The following is a 16,647-nucleotide window of genomic DNA, read 5'->3' on the forward strand; positions in this document are numbered from 1 at the left end:
CGTGATCAAGCCCGACCTCGGCATCACCGTCCCCGACGAGCTCGGCTCGGTCCACTTCATCGGCATCGGCGGCTCCGGGATGAGCGGGATCGCCCGGCTGTTCCACCACGCCGGGCACCGGGTCACCGGGTCCGACGTCCGCGAGTCCCACCCCATCGAGCAGCTGCGGGAGCTCGGCGTCCCGGTCGCCATCGGCCACGACGCGGCGAACCTCGGGGACGCCGAGGCGGTCGTCGTCACCTCCGCCCTGTGGCCCGACAATCCCGAGTACCTGCTCGCGAAGGAGCGCGGCCTGCCCGTGCTGCACCGCTCGCAGGCCCTCGCCTGGCTGGTGCGCGGCAGGCGCCTGGTCGCAGTGGCCGGAGCGCACGGCAAGACCACGTCGACCGGCATGATCGTCACCGGCCTGCTCGGCGTCGACGCCGACCCCAGCTTCGTCAACGGCGGCATCATCGAGAGCCTCGGCACCTCCTCCGCCGCCGGCTCCGGCGAGGTCTTCGTCGTCGAGGCCGACGAGTCGGACGGCAGCTTCCTCCTCTACGACACCGCGGTCGCCCTCATCACGAACGTCGACCCGGACCACCTCGACCACTACGGATCGCTGGAGGCGTTCGAGGAGGCCTTCGTCACCTTCGCCTCCTCCGCGAGCGAGCTCGTCGTCATCTCCTCCGACGACCCCGGCGCCGTCCGCGTCACCGAGCGGCTGGTCGGCGGACGGGTGCTGACCTTCGGCGAGGCCGAGGGGGCGGACGTCCGCGTCGTCGACCTCGACCTCGTCGGCCCCGTCGGCTTCTCGGTCGAGTACGAGGGCAGGCGCTACTCGGCCCGCCTCCGCATCCCCGGCCGGCACAACGCGATCAACGCGGCCGGCGCGTTCGCAGTGCTGGTGGGCCTGGGCTTCGATCCGGCCGCCTCGCTCGAGGCCGTGTCGGCGTTCGGAGGCACGGAGCGCCGCTTCGAGCTGCACGGAGCGGTCCGCGGAGTCAGCGTCTACGACGACTACGCCCACCACCCCACCGAGGTGGCCGCCGCCCTCTCCGCCGCGCGCACCGTGGTCGGCGAGGGCCGCATCATCGCCGTGCACCAGCCGCACCTCTACAGCCGCACCCGCCTCTTCGCCCGCGAGTTCGCCGCGACGCTCGAGCGCTACGCCGACGAGACGATCGTCCTCGACGTCTACGGGGCGCGCGAGGATCCGGAGCCCGGAGTGACCGGAGCGCTGGTCAGCGAGAAGTTCGCCGACCCGTCGCACGTCTCGTTCGTCCCGGACTGGGCGGAGGCGGCCCGCCTCACGGCCGGCATCGCGCGCGAGGGCGACTTCGTCATCACCCTCGGCTGCGGCGACGTCTACCGGATCATCCCGCAGGTGCTCGAGTCGCTCGGCGCGAGCGAGGCCGCGCCGGTCGCACGATGACCGCGGTCCTCGCGCCCGAAGCGGGGGAGCGGCCGTGAAGCGGCCCGACGGCGGACTCCCTCCGGCGCCCGGTCGGAGCGTCCCCGCGCGCGGCGGCGAGCCGGAGCCGGACACCGAGCCGATCCGGATCGTCACCGCGATCCGCGTGGCCCCGGAGCCGGCCGAGCGCACTCCGTCGCGCGCGGGCGCGGTCCGCCGCACCCTCTCGGGCCTGCGCCTGCCCGGTGCCGAGAACCGGGCCGTCTCCCGGGCCGCCCGCGAGCGGAGGCGCTACGAGCGGGGGGAGGTCCGCCGCTTCACGAAGCGCGCGCGTCGGCGCCGCCTGATCGCCCTGGTCGTGGCCGGATCGCTCGTCGCCCTCGCCCTCATCGTCGGAGTCGCGGCCTTCTCGCCGCTCATGGCCGTGCGCACGATCGAGATCTCGGGCACCCAGCGCGTCGACGCCGCCGCCCTGCAGAGCGAGCTCGACGACCAGCTCGGCGTCCCGCTCACCCTGGTGGACCGGGACGAGGTCGGCCGCGTGCTGGGCGCGTCCCCGCTCATCCAGAGCTACTCGGTGCAGACCCGGCCGCCGAGCACCCTCGTGGTGTCGATCGTCGAGCGCACGCCCCTCGGCGTGATCGCGGCGGGGGGCCGCTTCGAGCTCGTGGACGCGGCCGGAGTTGTCATCGAGACGGCGGACTCGGCGCAGCCCGGCTACCCGGTCCTCACCACCGCGTCCGGCGACGCCTCGGGAGCCGGCTTCCGCGCGACCGCGCGGGTGCTGCGCTCCCTGCCCGCGTCGCTCGCTCCGCAGGTGACGGCCGCCACGGCCACGACCGGCGACGACGTCTCGCTCACCCTGCAGAACGGCACGGAAGTCGTCTGGGGCGGGTCGGACGAGTCGGCGCTCAAGGCCGTCGTGCTCGAGAAGCTGATGGCCGCGACCGACCCCGCCGTCGTCGGCACTTACGACGTGTCCTCGCCCCAGGCCGCCGTCGTGGCGCCCCGGCCCTGACCGGCGACGGATCCGCGCGTTCTTTCGAGCGTTGCGGGCGTGTCTGCTGGGAGCGCGACCGGACTCCGCCTACCGTCGGAGCCGAACCCCAAATGCATACTCAGCATAACTTTAAGCCTCAACTACAGGTTTAAGGTTCAGCCCGGAGGCCGGAGACGTGACTTCAAACCAGAACTACCTCGCCGTGATCAAGGTCGTCGGCATCGGCGGTGGTGGCGTCAACGCCGTCAACCGCATGATCGAGCTCGGCCTGCGCGGTGTCGAATTCATCGCGATCAACACGGACGCCCAGGCGCTCCTGCTCAGCGACGCCGACGTCAAGCTCGACGTGGGCCGCGAGCTGACCCGCGGACTCGGCGCCGGCGCCGACCCCGAGGTCGGCCGCCGCGCCGCCGAGGACCACGCCGAGGAGATCGAGGAGGTCCTCGCGGGGGCCGACATGGTCTTCGTCACCGCGGGCGAGGGCGGCGGCACCGGCACCGGCGGCGCGCCCGTCGTCGCGCGGATCGCCAAGTCGATCGGCGCCCTCACCATCGGCGTCGTGACCAAGCCCTTCGGGTTCGAGGGACGCCGTCGGCAGACGCAGGCCGAGGCCGGCGTCGCGACGCTGAAGAACGAGGTCGACACGCTCATCGTCGTCCCGAACGACCGCCTGCTCGAGATCAGCGACCGCGGCATCTCGATGCTCGAGGCCTTCGCGACCGCCGACCAGGTGCTCCTCGCCGGCGTCCAGGGCATCACCGACCTGATCACCACGCCCGGCCTGATCAACCTCGACTTCGCCGACGTGAAGTCGGTCATGCAGGGCGCGGGCTCGGCGCTGATGGGCATCGGCTCGTCGCGCGGCGCCGATCGCGCGATCAAGGCGGCTGAGCTGGCCGTCGCCTCACCGCTGCTCGAGGCCAGCATCGACGGCGCGCACGGCGTGCTCCTCTCGATCCAGGGCGGCTCGAACCTCGGCATCTTCGAGATCAACGACGCGGCGCGCCTCGTCCAGGAGGCGGTGCACGCCGAGGCGAACATCATCTTCGGTGCCGTGATCGACGACACGCTCGGCGACGAGGTGCGCGTCACCGTCATCGCCGCGGGCTTCGACGGCGGAGAGCCGGGCGGGACCGCTCAGGCCGCGATCGCCCAGCCGCGCCAGCAGCAGAGCTCGGCGAGCGAGTCGGCCGCCGAGCCCGTCCCGGCTCCCGCCGCCGCCCCTGCGGCTGGCTCGATCTGGTCGAGCACCCCCGTCGCCGCCCCGGCCCCTGTCGCCGACCCGTCCTTCGACGACGACGACAGCGACCTGGACATCCCCGACTTCCTCAAGTAGTCGTGCCGGATCCGGAGCTGGCCGCGCGCTGGGCCGAGGTCTCCGAGCGGGTCGCCGACGCGACCCGCTCGGCCGGTCGCGAGGCGTCCTCGGTCACGACCATCGTGGTGACCAAGTTCCACCCCGTGTCGCTGCTCCGCGACCTCCTCGAGCTGGGCGTCGTCGACTTCGGCGAGAACCGGCACCAGGAGGCGCAGGAGAAGTCGGCCGAGCTGGCGGGGACCGCTGCGCGCTGGCACTTCATCGGGCAGCTCCAGAGCAAGAAGGCGCGCCAGGTGCGCCGCTACGCCGACGCGGTCCACTCCGTCGACCGGCTCGCGCTCGTCCCGCTGCTGGAGGCGGGGGAGGAGCCGCTCGACGTGTTCCTGCAGGTCAACCTCACCGAGGATCCCGACCGCGGGGGAGCGTCGCCCGCCGACGTCGAGCCCCTCGCCGAGGCTCTCGCCGGGGCGCCCGGCCTCACGCTGCGCGGCGTGATGGCGGTCGCTCCGCTGGACGAGGAGCCCCGTCCGGCTTTCGCCCGGCTCCGGTCGATCTCCGACCGCGTGCGCGCCGTCGAGCCCTCCGCCACGGCGATCTCGGCGGGCATGTCGAACGACTTCGCCGAGGCGATCGCGGAGGGTGCGACACACCTGCGAATCGGATCGGCAATCACCGGAGAACGCCCCGCCCGCACCTAACCTCGTGGTGACCCACCTGTGGGAGCACACACGACACGGAGGACACCCCATGGCCAACCCGCTGAAGAAGACGATGGTCTACCTCGGACTCGCCGACGAAGAGGTCGAGTACGAGCGCGCAGAGCCCGTCGAGGCGGCCCCGGCGACGGCCCACCGCGCACCGGTCTCCCCGGTGCAGCCCGTCCCTCCCGTCGAGCCGGTGCAGCAGCCCCGCGCGACGGTCACCCCGCTCCGCAAGCCCACCCCCCAGACCCCGAAGGCGACGGCACCCGCCGAGATGAACGAGATCCTCACCGTCCACCCGAAGCAGTACCGCGACGCGCAGGTCATCGCGGAGAACTTCCGCGACGGCATCCCCGTGATCATCAACCTCTCGCAGATGAGCGATGCGGACGCCCGCCGCCTCATCGACTTCGCGAGCGGACTCTCGCAGGGCCTCTACGGCCGCATCGAGCGCGTGACGAGCAAGGTCTTCCTGCTCTCGCCGTCGCACATCACCGTCGCCGGCGACTCCGCCTCCGCCGAGAGCGACGCCGACGCGTCGTTCTTCGCGAAGTCCTGATCCCGGGGAGCCCTGGCCCCCGGTGACCTCCGTCGTCTCGCTCCTCGGGAGCGTCCTGTACTTCGTGCTGCTGCTCTACTTCTTCGCGATGTGGGCGCGGTTCGTGCTCGACCTCGTCCGCGTGATCCGACGCGACTGGCGCCCCCGCGGTGCCGGCCTCGTCGCCGCGGAGGGCGTCTACACCGTCACGGACCCGCCGATCGGCTTCTTCCGACGCCTGATCAAGCCGGTCTCGATCGGTCCGATCGCGCTCGATTTCGGCTGGAGCCTCACCATGCTCTGCGTCATCGTGGGCATGTACATCGCCACGTGGCTCCAGCGCGCCTGACCGTCCCTGTATCGTTGGCACGTCCGGACGTTCCCCGCGGTGTCAGCACTGCGCCGTGCGCCTGAAGTTGCTAGCTTTAGTCGCGCGTTGTTAAACGTGTACCTACTTGAAATCGAAGGTGGAAAGCCATGGCGCTCACTCCCGAAGACGTTGTCAACAAGCGGTTCCAGCCGACCAAGTTCCGTGAGGGATACGACCAGGACGAGGTCGACGACTTCCTCGACGAGGTCGTCGTGGAGCTCCGCCGCCTGAACCAGGAGAACGAGGAGCTTCGTCAGCGCCTCTCCTCCGGCGACAGCCGCCCCTCGGACGCCCGAGTCTCCGACGCCCCGCGCGAGAGCACTCCTGCTCCCGCCCCGGTGGTCGACGAGGCACCCGAGCCGGAGCCGCAGCCCGAGCCCGAGCCCACCCCGGCTCCCGCACCGGTCGTCGCTCCCGTCAGCTCCTCGCAGTCGGCTCCGGTCGACGAGGCCGAGAGCTCCAGCGGACTCCTGCAGCTCGCCCGCCGCCTCCACGAGGAGCACGTGCGCGAGGGTGCCGAGAAGCGCGACGCTCTCGTCGCCGAGGGCCGTGCCACGGCCGCCCGCATCGTCGCCGAGGCCGAGGCCAAGCAGCGCCAGCAGGTCGCGAAGCTCGAGGAGGAGCGCGCGACGGTCGAGCACCGCATCGACGAGCTCCGCACCTTCGAGCGCGAGTACCGCCAGAAGCTGAAGAGCTACATCGAGGGCCAGCTCCGCGACCTCGACACCCAGCCGGCGTCGACGGAGTCCTCGCTGTCGGGCTTTGGGGCGTAGTCCCGCCGCAGCGGACGTCAGGCCGAGGGTGCTCGTCACCCTCGGCCTCGTCGCGCTCGCGGTCTTCGCGATCGATCAGACCGCGAAGTTCCTGGTCACGACGAACCTGACCCTGGGCGAGGACGTCCACGTCCTCGGCGACGTCCTGATCCTGCACTACGTGAAGAACCCGGGTGCCGCCTTCTCCCTCGCGAGCGGGTCGACCTGGATCTTCTCGATCATCGCGGCGTGCGTCGTCGTCGCCGTGATCTGGTTCTCGCGCCGGATCCGCTCCACCGCGTGGGGCGTCTTCTTCGGCCTGCTGCTCGGCGGCACCCTCGGCAACCTCTTCGACCGGCTGTTCCGAGAGCCCTCCTTCGGGCTCGGACACGTCGTCGACTTCCTCTTCACGCCGTGGCTGCTCCCGGCGATCTACAACGTCGCCGACATCGCGATCTGCACGGCGATGGCGCTGTTCGTCCTCCTGAGCGTGCGGGGCGTCGGCCTCGACGGCACCCGCGAGCGCGCGGGCCGCGACGAGCAGGAGCAGGTCGTCTCCGAGGACGGCGCTCCCGCCGTCCCCGGAGCGGGCGCCCCCGCAGCGGCCTCCTCCGTCGAGGAGGCGGCCCGCGACGCCGACCGCCCCGGCGGACGCTGATGGCGCAGTCCCGAGAGCTGCCGGTCCCGGACGGGCTCGACGGCCTCCGCGTGGACGCGGCCGTCGCGAAGCTGCTCGGCTTCTCGCGCACCTTCGCGGCCGAGGTCGCCGAGGCGGGCGGAGTGAGCGCCGACGGACGGGTCCTCGACAAGAGCGACCGCGTGCGCGCCGGCACCTGGCTGAGCGTCGAGTGGAGCCCGCGCGAGGAGCCGCGGATCGTGCCGATGGCGGTCCCCGGCCTCGGCATCGTGCACGACGACGACGACATCGTGGTGATCGACAAGCCCGTCGGAGTGGCCGCGCACCCCGCCGTGGGCTGGGAGGGACCGACGGTGCTCGGCGCCCTCGCCGCCGCGGGCTTCACCGTGTCGACCTCCGGTGCGGCCGAGCGCGCGGGCATCGTGCACCGGCTCGACGCCGGCACGAGCGGCCTCATGGTCGTCGCGAAGTCCGAGCGCGCCTACACGCACCTCAAGCGCGCGTTCCACGACCGCACGGTCGAGAAGGTCTACCACGCGGTCGTGCAGGGCCACCCCGACCCGCTCGCCGGGACGATCGACGCCCCGCTCGGCCGCCACCCGTCCTCGGACTGGAAGTTCGCGGTCCGCGCCGACGGCAAGCCCTCGGTGACCCACTACGAGACGATCGAGGCCTTCCCGTTCGCCTCCCTCCTCGAGATCCACCTCGAGACCGGCCGCACCCACCAGATCCGCGTGCACATGGCCGCCCAGCGCCACCCGTGCGTCGGCGACGCGATGTACGGCGCCGATCCGACCCTCTCGAAGCGGCTCGGCCTCACCCGCCAGTGGCTCGACGCGGTCCGGCTCGGCTTCACCCACCCGGGCTCGGGGGAGTGGGTGCAGTTCGAGGCGTCGTACCCCGACGACCTGGTGCACGCCCTCGAGGTGCTGCGCGGGGAGTGATCCGCGCTCTCCCGGCCGGACCCGCGTCCGGCGCGGTTAGACTTCTTCCCGCCGTGTGCACGGGCCCTCCCGGGTCGCCGGCCATCCCTCCCCTGCCCGCAGTCCGCCGGAGGCGCATCCTTGCCGAGTAACGATTCCTTCGTCCACCTCCACGTGCACAGCGAGTACTCGATGCTCGACGGTGCAGCGCGGGTGAAGCCGCTGATCGACGCGGCGGTCGAGGAGGGCATGCCGGCCATCGCCGTGACCGACCACGGGAACGTGTTCGGCGCCTTCGACTTCTGGCGCACCGCGACGGCGGCGGGGATCAAGCCGATCATCGGCACCGAGGCCTACCTCACCCCGGGGACGCACCGCTCCGACAAGACCCGCATCCGCTGGGGCGACGGCGGAGGGGACGACGTGTCCGGCTCCGGCGCGTACACCCACATGACGCTGCTCAGCTCGACCACGACGGGCATGCACAACCTCTTCCGCCTCTCCTCGCGCGCGTCGATCGAGGGCTACTACTTCAAGCCGCGCATGGACCGCGAGATCCTCTCGCAGTACTCCGAGGGCCTGATCGGCACCACGGGCTGCCCGAGCGGCGAGGTCCAGACGCGCCTGCGCCTCGGCCAGTACAAGGAGGCCCGCCAGGCGGCCGCCGACTACCGCGACATCTTCGGCAAGGAGAACTTCTTCGCCGAGATCATGGATCACGGCCTCGACATCGAGCGGCGGGTGATCGGCGACGTCATCCGGCTCGCGAAGGACCTCGACCTCCCGTTGGTCGCCACCAACGACCTGCACTACACGCACGCGCACGACGCGACCTCGCACGCGGCGCTGCTCTGCGTGCAGTCCGGAACCACCCTCGACGACCCCAAGCGCTTCAAGTTCGACGCGGACGAGTTCTACCTCAAGTCGCCGCGCGAGATGCGCCAGGTCTTCCGCGACCACCCCGAGGCCTGCGACAACACGCTCCTCATCGCGGAGCGCTGCGACGTCCAGTTCGACACCTCGGCGAACTACATGCCCCGCTTCCCGGTGCCGGAGGGCGAGACGGAGGACACCTGGTTCGTGAAGGAGGTCGAGGCCGGACTGCGCGAGCGCTACCCGGACGGCATCTCCCAGGAGGTGCGCGACCGGGCGGACTACGAGACCCGCGTCATCCTGCAGATGGGCTTCCCCGGCTACTTCCTCGTCGTCGCCGACTTCATCAACTGGTCCAAGCGCAACGGGATCCGCGTCGGTCCCGGCCGCGGCTCCGGTGCCGGCTCGATGGCGGCCTACGCGATGAAGATCACCGACCTCGATCCGCTGCGCCACGGCCTGATCTTCGAGCGCTTCCTCAACCCCGACCGCGTCTCCATGCCCGACTTCGACGTCGACTTCGACGACCGTCGCCGCGGCGAGGTCATCCGCTACGTCACCGAGAAGTACGGCGACGAGCGCGTCGCGCAGATCGTCACCTACGGCACCATCAAGGCGAAGCAGGCTCTCAAGGACGCCTCGCGCGTCCTCGGCTTCCCGTTCGGGATGGGCGAGAAGCTGACGAAGGCCATGCCGCCCGCGATCATGGGCAAGGACATCCCGCTCAGCGGCATCAACGACCCCGCCCACGCGCGCTACAAGGAAGCGCTCGACGTGCGCAACGTCATCGCCGAGGACCCGCAGGCCAAGCTGGTGTTCGACACCGCGCTCGGACTCGAGAACCTCAAGCGCCAGTGGGGCGTGCATGCGGCCGGCGTCATCATGTCCAGCGATCCGCTGCTGGACATCATCCCGATCATGAAGCGGGAGCAGGACGGCCAGATCGTCACGCAGTTCGACTACCCCGCGTGCGAGTCGCTCGGGCTGATCAAGATGGACTTCCTGGGGCTGCGGAACCTCACGATCATCGACGACGCCCTCGACAACATCCGCGCCAACCGCGGACAGGACCTCGTGCTCGAGGACCTCGAGCTCGACGACCAGGCCGCCTACGACCTCCTCGCCCGCGGCGACACGCTCGGCGTGTTCCAGCTCGACGGCGGCCCGATGCGCGGCCTTCTCCGACTGATGAAGCCCGACAACTTCGAGGACATCTCCGCAGTCCTCGCGCTCTACCGGCCGGGCCCGATGGGCGCCGACTCCCACACCAACTACGCGCTGCGGAAGAACGCCGTGCAGGAGATCACCCCGATCCACCCGGAGCTCGAGGAGCCGCTCTCGGAGGTGCTCGGAGGGACCTACGGCCTGATCGTGTACCAGGAGCAGGTCATGTCGATCGCGCAGAAGCTAGCGGGCTTCACGCTCGCGCAGGCCGACCTGCTGCGGCGCGCGATGGGCAAGAAGAAGAAGTCCGAGCTGGACAAGCAGTTCGAGGGCTTCTCGGGCGGCATGATCGCCAACGGCTACTCGATGGAGGCCGTCAAGACCCTCTGGGACATCCTGCTGCCCTTCTCCGACTACGCCTTCAACAAAGCGCACTCGGCGGCGTACGGCGTCGTCTCCTACTGGACGGCATACCTCAAGGCGCACTACCCCGCGGAGTACATGGCCGCGCTGCTCACCAGCGTCGGCGACTCCAAGGACAAGATGGCCGCCTACCTCAACGAGTGCCGGCGGATGGGGATCAAGGTGCTCCCGCCGGACGTCAACGAGTCGATCGGCTTCTTCACCGCAGTCGGCACCGACATCCGCTTCGGCCTCGGCGCCGTCCGCAACGTCGGCATGAACGTCGTCGAGGGCATCCGGGCCGCCCGCGAGGAGAAGGGCCGCTTCGAGACGTTCCACGACTTCCTCCGCAAGGTGCCGCTGCAGGTGACCAACAAGCGCACCATCGAGTCGCTGATCAAGGCCGGCGCCTTCGACTCGCTCGGCTCGACGCGCCGCGCCCTGGTCGAGGTGCACGAGGACGCCGTCGAGGCGGCGGTGGGGGAGAAGCGCAACGAGGCGAACGGCCAGGTCGGCTTCGACTTCGACAGCCTCTGGGACGAGCCGCAGGCCGCGATCCAGGTGCCCGAGCGGCCCGAATGGGCCAAGCGCGACAAGCTCGCCTTCGAGCGAGACATGCTCGGGCTCTACGTGTCCGACCATCCGCTCGCCGGACTCGAGACCGAGCTCGCCAAGCACTACAGCACCACGATCGCCGACCTGCTGATCTCGGAGACGATCGCCGACGGCGAGACCGTGGTCGTCGCGGGCCTCGTCACGAGCGTCCAGCACCGCATGGCCAAGGCCTCCGGCAACCAGTACGGGATGATCCAGGTCGAGGACTTCGGCGGCGAGATCACCTGCATGTTCATGGGGAAGGCGTACCAGGAGTTCGCCCCGGCGCTCACGAACGACTCCATCGTCGTCGTCAGAGGCCGCGTCAGCATGCGCGACGACGGGATGAATCTGCACGCGTTCAGCCTGTTCGCCCCCGAGATGAGCCAGGACGGCGACTCGGGACCGCTCACCGTCTCGATGCCCGAGTCGCGCGCGACCACCGACACGGTCTCGCAGCTCAGCGACGTGCTCATCCGCCACTCCGGCCAGACCGAGGTGCGCCTGAAGCTCATCAAGGGCGACACGGCCCGCGTGTTCGAGGTGCCGTTCCCCGTGCGCATCACCCCGGACCTCTTCGGCGAGCTGAAGAGCCTGCTGGGGCCGAACTGTCTGTATTGAATTCCGAGCCGGTCCCTGCCCGGCTCGGCGCGGTCGGCTGGGGAGGGTGGCCGGGTTCGTGAGAGCGTCATGCGTCCGGCTACGACGATCCGCTGGCACGCGGATCGCCGGTTCGCGGTGTCTGTGGCGAGCCGGTCCCTGCCCGGCCCGGCGCGGTCGGCTGGGGAGGGTGGCCGGGTTCTCAAGGGCGTCCTGCGTACGGCTACGACGATCCGCTGACACGCGGATCGCCGGTTCGCCGTGCCTGTGGCGAGCCGGTCCCTGCCCGGCTCGGCGCGGTCGGCTGGGGAGGGTGGCCGGGTTCTCAAGGGCGTCCTGCGTACGGCTACGACGATCCGCTGACACGCGGATCGCCGGTTCGCGGTGTCTGTGGCGGGCCGGTCCCTGCCCGGCTCGGCGCGGTCGGCTGGGCAGGGTGGCCGGGTTCTCAAGAGCGTCGTGCGTACGGCTACGGCGATCCGCTCGAACGCGGATCGCCGGTTCGCCTCGGAGGGTCGGGCGAGAGGGTGGCGGATCGGAGGGCGAGCCTGCGGCCGCCGGTGTCCTCCTGGTGGTCGAGTAGCCGCGCGGCGGCGTATCGAGACCGGGCGAGCGCCCGTAGATGCTGGTCGAGTAGCCGCGGAGGTCGAGAGTCTGGATCATGGCCGCCCCAGTCTACGCGCCGCCCCGCACCACCGAGCTCGACGACGGCGCCACGGTCACCCAGCGCTGGCAGCCCGTCGCCCGCGCCGGGCTGTACGTCCCCGGCGGCAAGGCGGTCTACCCGTCGAGCGTCGTCATGAACGCCGTGCCCGCGCAGGCCGCCGGAGTCGCCTCCATCGCCCTGGTCTCGCCGCCGCAGAAGGCGTTCGGCGGCTCCGTCCACCCCACGATCCTCGCGGCGGCCGCTCTGCTCGGCATCGACGAGGTCTACGCGGTCGGGGGCGCCGGAGCCGTCGCCGCACTGGCCTACGGCGTCGACTCGATCGGGCTGGATCCCGTCAGCATCATCACCGGGCCGGGCAACGTCTGGGTCACCACCGCGAAGCGCCAGGTGCTCGGCCAGGTCGGCATCGACTCCGAGGCGGGCCCGACCGAGATCCTCGTGATCGCCGACGACTCCGCCGACCCGCGCCTTGTCGCCGCCGACCTGGTCAGCCAGGCCGAGCACGACGAGGCCGCCTCCGCGGTCCTGGTCACCGACAGCGCCGAGCTCGCCGCCGCCGTCGAGCGCGAGGTCGCCGCCCAGGCCGCTGCCACCCACCACGCGGAGCGCGTGGCCATCGCACTCGACGGCCCGCAGTCCGCGCTCGTGATCGTCGACGACCTCGAGCTCGCCTGCGCGTTCAGCGACGCCTACGGCCCCGAGCACCTCGAGCTGCACACGGCCGACCCCGTCGCGACGGCCGAGCGGATCCACGACGCCGGCGCGATCTTCCTCGGTCCGACCACCCCGGTGAGCCTGGGCGACTACCTCGCCGGCTCCAACCACGTGCTCCCGACCCTCGGGCAGGCGCGCTTCTCCTCCGGGCTCGGCGCCTACACCTTCCTCCGGCCGCAGCAGCTGATCTCGTACGACCGCGGTGCGCTCGAGCGCGTCGCCCCGCACATCCGCGCTCTCAGCGACGCCGAGGCGCTGCCCGCCCACGGCGACGCCGTCGACGCCCGCTTCGCCTGAGACCGAGAGGCCCTCGATGTTCTGCCCCTTCTGCCGGCACCCCGACTCCCGAGTGATCGACTCGCGCACGAGCGACGACGGCCTCTCGATCCGCCGCCGCCGGCAGTGCCCGTCGTGCGGCCGGCGCTTCTCGACGACCGAGACCGCGAGCCTCGTCGTGATCAAGCGCAGCGGAGTCGTGGAGCCGTTCAGCCGCGAGAAGATCGTCAGCGGCGTCCGGAAGGCCTGCCAGGGCCGGCCCGTCACCGACACCGATCTCGCCGTCCTCGCGCAGCGGGTGGAGGAGAGCATCCGCTCCACGGGCGCGTCGCAGATCGACGCGAACGACATCGGCCTCGCCATCCTGCCGCCGCTGCGCGAGCTCGACGAGGTCGCCTACCTCCGCTTCGCGAGCGTCTACCAGGCGTTCGACTCGCTGGACGACTTCGAGTCGGCGATCACCCTGCTCCGCGCCGAGCGCACCTCCGTGCCCCACAGCGCCGACGAGATCTGAGGCCCGGGTGTACCCGCTCCTGTTCCGCACCGTCCTGCGCCGCCTCGACCCGGAGCGGGCGCACCACCTGAGCTTCCCGGTGATCCGGGCCCTCGGAGCCCTCGCTCCGGTCCTGCGCCGGACCACCGTCCCGCGCGGAACGCCCGCGGTCGAGACGCTCGGCCTCCGCTTCGAGACCCCGTTCGGCGTCGCGGCCGGCTTCGACAAGGACGCCACCGCGGTCCTGGGCTTCGGCGCGCTCGGCTTCGGACACGTCGAGGTCGGGACCCTGACCGCTCGGGCGCAGCCGGGCAACGACCGGCCGCGCCTCTTCCGGCTGATCGCGGACCGCGCCGTCGTCAACAGGATGGGCTTCAACAATCACGGCGCCGAGGCCGCGGCGCAACGGCTGATCCGGCTGCGCAGCGCGCGCCGCCGCCCCGTGATCGGCGTGAACATCGGCAAGAGCCGGGTGGTCGAGGTGGACGACGCGATCGAGGACTACCTGATCAGCACACGCCTGCTCGCGCCGCTCGCCGACTACCTCGTCGTGAACGTCAGCTCGCCGAACACCCCCGGGCTCCGCGGCCTGCAGGAGATCGACCGCCTCGAGCCGCTCCTCGCGGCCGTCAAGGACGCCGCCGACACGACGCCCCTGCTGGTCAAGATCGCCCCGGACCTCTCCGACGACGAGGTCGGCCGGGTCGCCGAGCTCGCCGTCCGCCTGGGTCTGGACGGGATCATCGCGACCAACACCACACTCTCCCGGGAGGGCCTCTCGACCGACCGCGCCGTGGTCGAGGCGGCCGGCGCCGGCGGCCTCTCCGGTGCCCCGCTGGCCGCGCGCTCGCTCGAGGTGCTCCGCGTGATCCGCGGCGTCGTCCCCGCGGCCTTCTGCGTGATCTCCGTCGGAGGAGTCGAGACGGCCGAGGACGTGCGCGAGCGCCTCGACGCGGGCGCCACCCTCGTCCAGGGCTACACCGCCTTCATCTACCGCGGGCCCCTGTGGGCTCGGGACATCAACCGGGGACTGGCCCGCGCCTCCTGACCCGCCGTGCACCACGAAGGGCCCCCGGAGCCGCGCGAGGCGCGACCGCAGGGGCCCTTCGTGGTCCGCCGTCCGACTACTCGGGGAAGGCGCGGCGCTTGACCTGGGGCTTCGGCAGTCGCATGACGCGCAGCTGGAGGGCGCGCATCGCGGCGTACCAGCGGATGCCCTTCTCGACCTTGTCGGCGCCGTAGCGCTCGGCGAGCTTCCGGCGCATCCGCATGCCGAGGAGGATGCAGTCGATCACCGCGAGGAGGAAGAACACCCAGAGGATGACGAGCGTCGCGTACTGCAGCTCCGGCTGCGGGAAGAAGCTCAGCAGCAGGACGACGACCATCACCGGGATGAGGAACTCGCCGAGGCTGAAGCGCGCGTCGACCCAGTCGCGCACGAACTTGCGCTGAGGACCCTTGTCGCGCAGCGGCAGGTAGCGCTGGTCACCGGCGGCCAGGCCGATGCGGGCCTGCTCGCGTGACACGGCGGCCTTCTCGCGGGCGTCGCGGGCGGCCTGCTTGCGGTCGGTGACGACCAGCGGACGCTTGCGGGCCAGCTCCTGCTCGCGCCGGGTCGGCGTCGGCCGGCCCTTCCCGGAGCCGGGCGAGCCGGCGTCGTCGGGCGTGTCGGTTGCGATCGGGTGCTTGGCCACGGGGAACGTCCTTGGAATCGGGGGTCTCTTAAGATTACCTCCATGGCTCACGACGCTCCGACTCCGCCCGCACTCTCCTCCCACGAGGAGGCCGTCCTCGCCGCCGTCCGCGACGATCTGCCGCGCTCGCTCGCCCAGCTCGGGCAGCTCGTGCGGATCCCGTCCGTCTCGTGGGACGGCTTCGACGCCACCCGCGTGGCCGCCAGCGCCGAGGCGATCGCCGAGCTCGCGCGCGAGACGGGCGTCTTCGACGACGTCGCGATCCACAGCGCCACGATCGACGGCACCGACGTGCTCGGCCAGCCTGCCGTCCTGGCCACCCGCGCCGCCCGCAACGGAGCGCCGACCGTCCTCCTCTACGCCCACCACGACGTTCAGCCGCAGGGCGCCGAGTCGGCGTGGGAGACGCCTCCGTTCGAGCCGACCGTGCGCGGCGACCGCCTGTACGGGCGCGGTGCCGCCGACGACAAGGCGGGAGTCGTGTCCCACCTCGCCGCGGTGCGCGCACTCCGCGAGGTCGCGGGCGAGGACCACGACCTCGGGCTCGTCCTCTTCATCGAGGGGGAGGAGGAGTTCGGGTCGCGCTCGTTCCCCACCTTCCTCCGCGAGCACCACGACGCCCTCCGCGCGGATGCGATCATCGTCGCCGACAGTGACAACTGGGACGTCGACACCCCCGCGCTGACGGTGGGCCTGCGCGGCAACGTCACCTTCACCCTCACCGTCAGCACTCTCGCGCACGCCTCGCACTCGGGCATGCTCGGCGGAGCGGTCCCGGACGCGATGCTCGCGGCGGTCCGCCTGCTCGCGACGCTCTGGAACGAGGACGGCTCGGTCGCCGTCGCCGGCCTCACCGAGCACGACGGAGCGGTGCCCGAGACGACCGAGGAGGACCTCCGCCGCGACTCCGGGCTGCTCGACGGGGTCTCGCCGATCGGCACCGGCGCGATCCTCTCGCGCCTGTGGTCGAAGCCGGCCGTCACGGTCACCGGGATCGACGCGCCCAGCGTCGTCGACGCCTCCAACACCCTCGTCCCGTCCGTGCGCGTGAAGATCAGCGCCCGCATCGCCCCCGGCCAGGACGCGGAGGAGGCGTTCGCCGCCATCGAGAGCCACCTCCGGGCGAACTCCCCGTTCGGCGCCCACCTCGCGATCGAGGACGTCGACACCGGCAGTCCGTTCCTGGTCGACGCGACCGGCTGGGCCGTGGACCTGGTGAAGGGCGCGATGGCGGACGCCTGGGGACGCGAGCCTCTCGAGACCGGGATCGGCGGGAGCATCCCGTTCATCGCCGACCTCGTGCGCGAGTTCCCCGAGGCGCAGATCCTCGTCACCGGTGTCGAGGACCCCGACTCGCGCGCGCACAGCCCCAACGAGTCGCTGCACCTGGGCGTCTTCAAGCGCGCCGCGCAGACCGAGGCGCTGTTCCTGCTCCGCGCCGCCGCTCACCGCGACTGACCACCGGTCGTGGAATACCCGGGTGACCACCCGGGTTGCAGCCGTAGAATCCCGGAAGGCACGACGACCGTTCCGCCCGT

14 protein-coding genes and 1 pseudogene are annotated in these 16,647 nt (G+C 71.5%); 14 read left to right on the plus strand and 1 reads right to left on the minus strand.

The features are described from left to right. Position 1 precedes the first annotated feature (1 nt). The 13 genes and pseudogenes from murC to C5C56_RS00565 all read left to right on the plus strand — a co-directional run bounded on the left by murC (position 2) and on the right by C5C56_RS00565 (position 14,463). Positions 2-1,414 carry a UDP-N-acetylmuramate--L-alanine ligase gene (murC, locus tag C5C56_RS00505; RefSeq protein ID WP_104261663.1) on the plus strand — a complete coding sequence of 471 codons (1,413 nt, stop codon included), beginning with the start codon at positions 2-4 and terminating at the stop codon, positions 1,412-1,414. 34 nt (positions 1,415-1,448) lie between these two features. Next, the gene (locus tag C5C56_RS00510; RefSeq protein WP_104261662.1) at positions 1,449-2,411 is read left to right on the plus strand and encodes a cell division protein FtsQ/DivIB; all 963 of its coding nucleotides are present in this window, start codon (positions 1,449-1,451) and stop codon (positions 2,409-2,411) included. A 157-nt stretch (positions 2,412-2,568) separates the two neighbouring features. Then, positions 2,569-3,729 carry a cell division protein FtsZ gene (gene ftsZ / locus C5C56_RS00515; protein ID WP_104222597.1) on the plus strand — a complete coding sequence of 387 codons (1,161 nt, stop codon included), beginning with the start codon at positions 2,569-2,571 and terminating at the stop codon, positions 3,727-3,729. 2 nt (positions 3,730-3,731) lie between these two features. Next, entirely contained in the window at positions 3,732-4,409 is a 678-nt protein-coding gene (locus C5C56_RS00520) for a YggS family pyridoxal phosphate-dependent enzyme (RefSeq protein WP_104222598.1), read from the plus strand. A gap of 49 nt (positions 4,410-4,458) precedes the next feature. Further along, complete coding sequence (locus C5C56_RS00525; protein ID WP_104222599.1) at positions 4,459-4,971, plus strand: cell division protein SepF; 513 nt, start codon at positions 4,459-4,461, stop codon at positions 4,969-4,971. Between the two features lie 22 nt (positions 4,972-4,993). Continuing rightward, positions 4,994-5,299: a YggT family protein gene (locus C5C56_RS00530; protein WP_258059242.1), complete on the plus strand. Its 306-nt coding sequence runs from the start codon at positions 4,994-4,996 to the stop codon at positions 5,297-5,299. Between the two features lie 128 nt (positions 5,300-5,427). Further along, the gene (locus C5C56_RS00535) at positions 5,428-6,093 is read left to right on the plus strand and encodes a DivIVA domain-containing protein (protein ID WP_104222600.1); all 666 of its coding nucleotides are present in this window, start codon (positions 5,428-5,430) and stop codon (positions 6,091-6,093) included. Between the two features lie 28 nt (positions 6,094-6,121). Next, positions 6,122-6,730 (plus strand): signal peptidase II, encoded by a 609-nt coding sequence (gene lspA / locus C5C56_RS00540; protein ID WP_104318959.1) that lies wholly within the window; start codon positions 6,122-6,124, stop codon positions 6,728-6,730. Beyond that, positions 6,730-7,653 (plus strand): RluA family pseudouridine synthase, encoded by a 924-nt coding sequence (locus tag C5C56_RS00545; protein WP_104261660.1) that lies wholly within the window; start codon positions 6,730-6,732, stop codon positions 7,651-7,653. The genes lspA and C5C56_RS00545 overlap by 1 nt, the downstream gene beginning before the upstream one ends. Positions 7,654-7,824: 171 nt before the next feature. Next, on the plus strand, positions 7,825-11,286 hold the full coding sequence (gene dnaE, locus C5C56_RS00550) for a DNA polymerase III subunit alpha (protein WP_374954266.1): 3,462 nt from the start codon (positions 7,825-7,827) through the stop codon (positions 11,284-11,286). A gap of 628 nt (positions 11,287-11,914) precedes the next feature. Next, positions 11,915-12,943 (plus strand): annotated as a pseudogene (gene hisD / locus C5C56_RS00555) (histidinol dehydrogenase); the annotation flags it as partial. Between the two features lie 16 nt (positions 12,944-12,959). Next, positions 12,960-13,436, plus strand: a complete 477-nt coding sequence (gene nrdR / locus C5C56_RS00560; RefSeq protein WP_104224657.1) for a transcriptional regulator NrdR — start codon at positions 12,960-12,962, stop codon at positions 13,434-13,436. A gap of 7 nt (positions 13,437-13,443) precedes the next feature. Continuing rightward, the gene (locus C5C56_RS00565; RefSeq protein ID WP_104224656.1) at positions 13,444-14,463 is read left to right on the plus strand and encodes a quinone-dependent dihydroorotate dehydrogenase; all 1,020 of its coding nucleotides are present in this window, start codon (positions 13,444-13,446) and stop codon (positions 14,461-14,463) included. A 76-nt stretch (positions 14,464-14,539) separates the two neighbouring features. Here C5C56_RS00565 and C5C56_RS00570 read toward each other — a convergent pair whose 3' ends face one another. Then, positions 14,540-15,109 carry a DUF3043 domain-containing protein gene (locus C5C56_RS00570; protein WP_181027102.1) on the minus strand — a complete coding sequence of 190 codons (570 nt, stop codon included), beginning with the start codon at positions 15,107-15,109 and terminating at the stop codon, positions 14,540-14,542. A gap of 42 nt (positions 15,110-15,151) precedes the next feature. On the opposite strand from C5C56_RS00570, the gene C5C56_RS00575 reads away from it, so the two are divergent. Continuing rightward, on the plus strand, positions 15,152-16,567 hold the full coding sequence (locus C5C56_RS00575) for a dipeptidase (RefSeq protein WP_104318962.1): 1,416 nt from the start codon (positions 15,152-15,154) through the stop codon (positions 16,565-16,567). Positions 16,568-16,647: the final 80 nt, after the last annotated feature.

The organism is Rathayibacter sp. AY1D1 (assembly GCF_002932635.1).
Taxonomy (GTDB): Bacteria; Actinomycetota; Actinomycetes; order Actinomycetales; family Microbacteriaceae; genus Rathayibacter.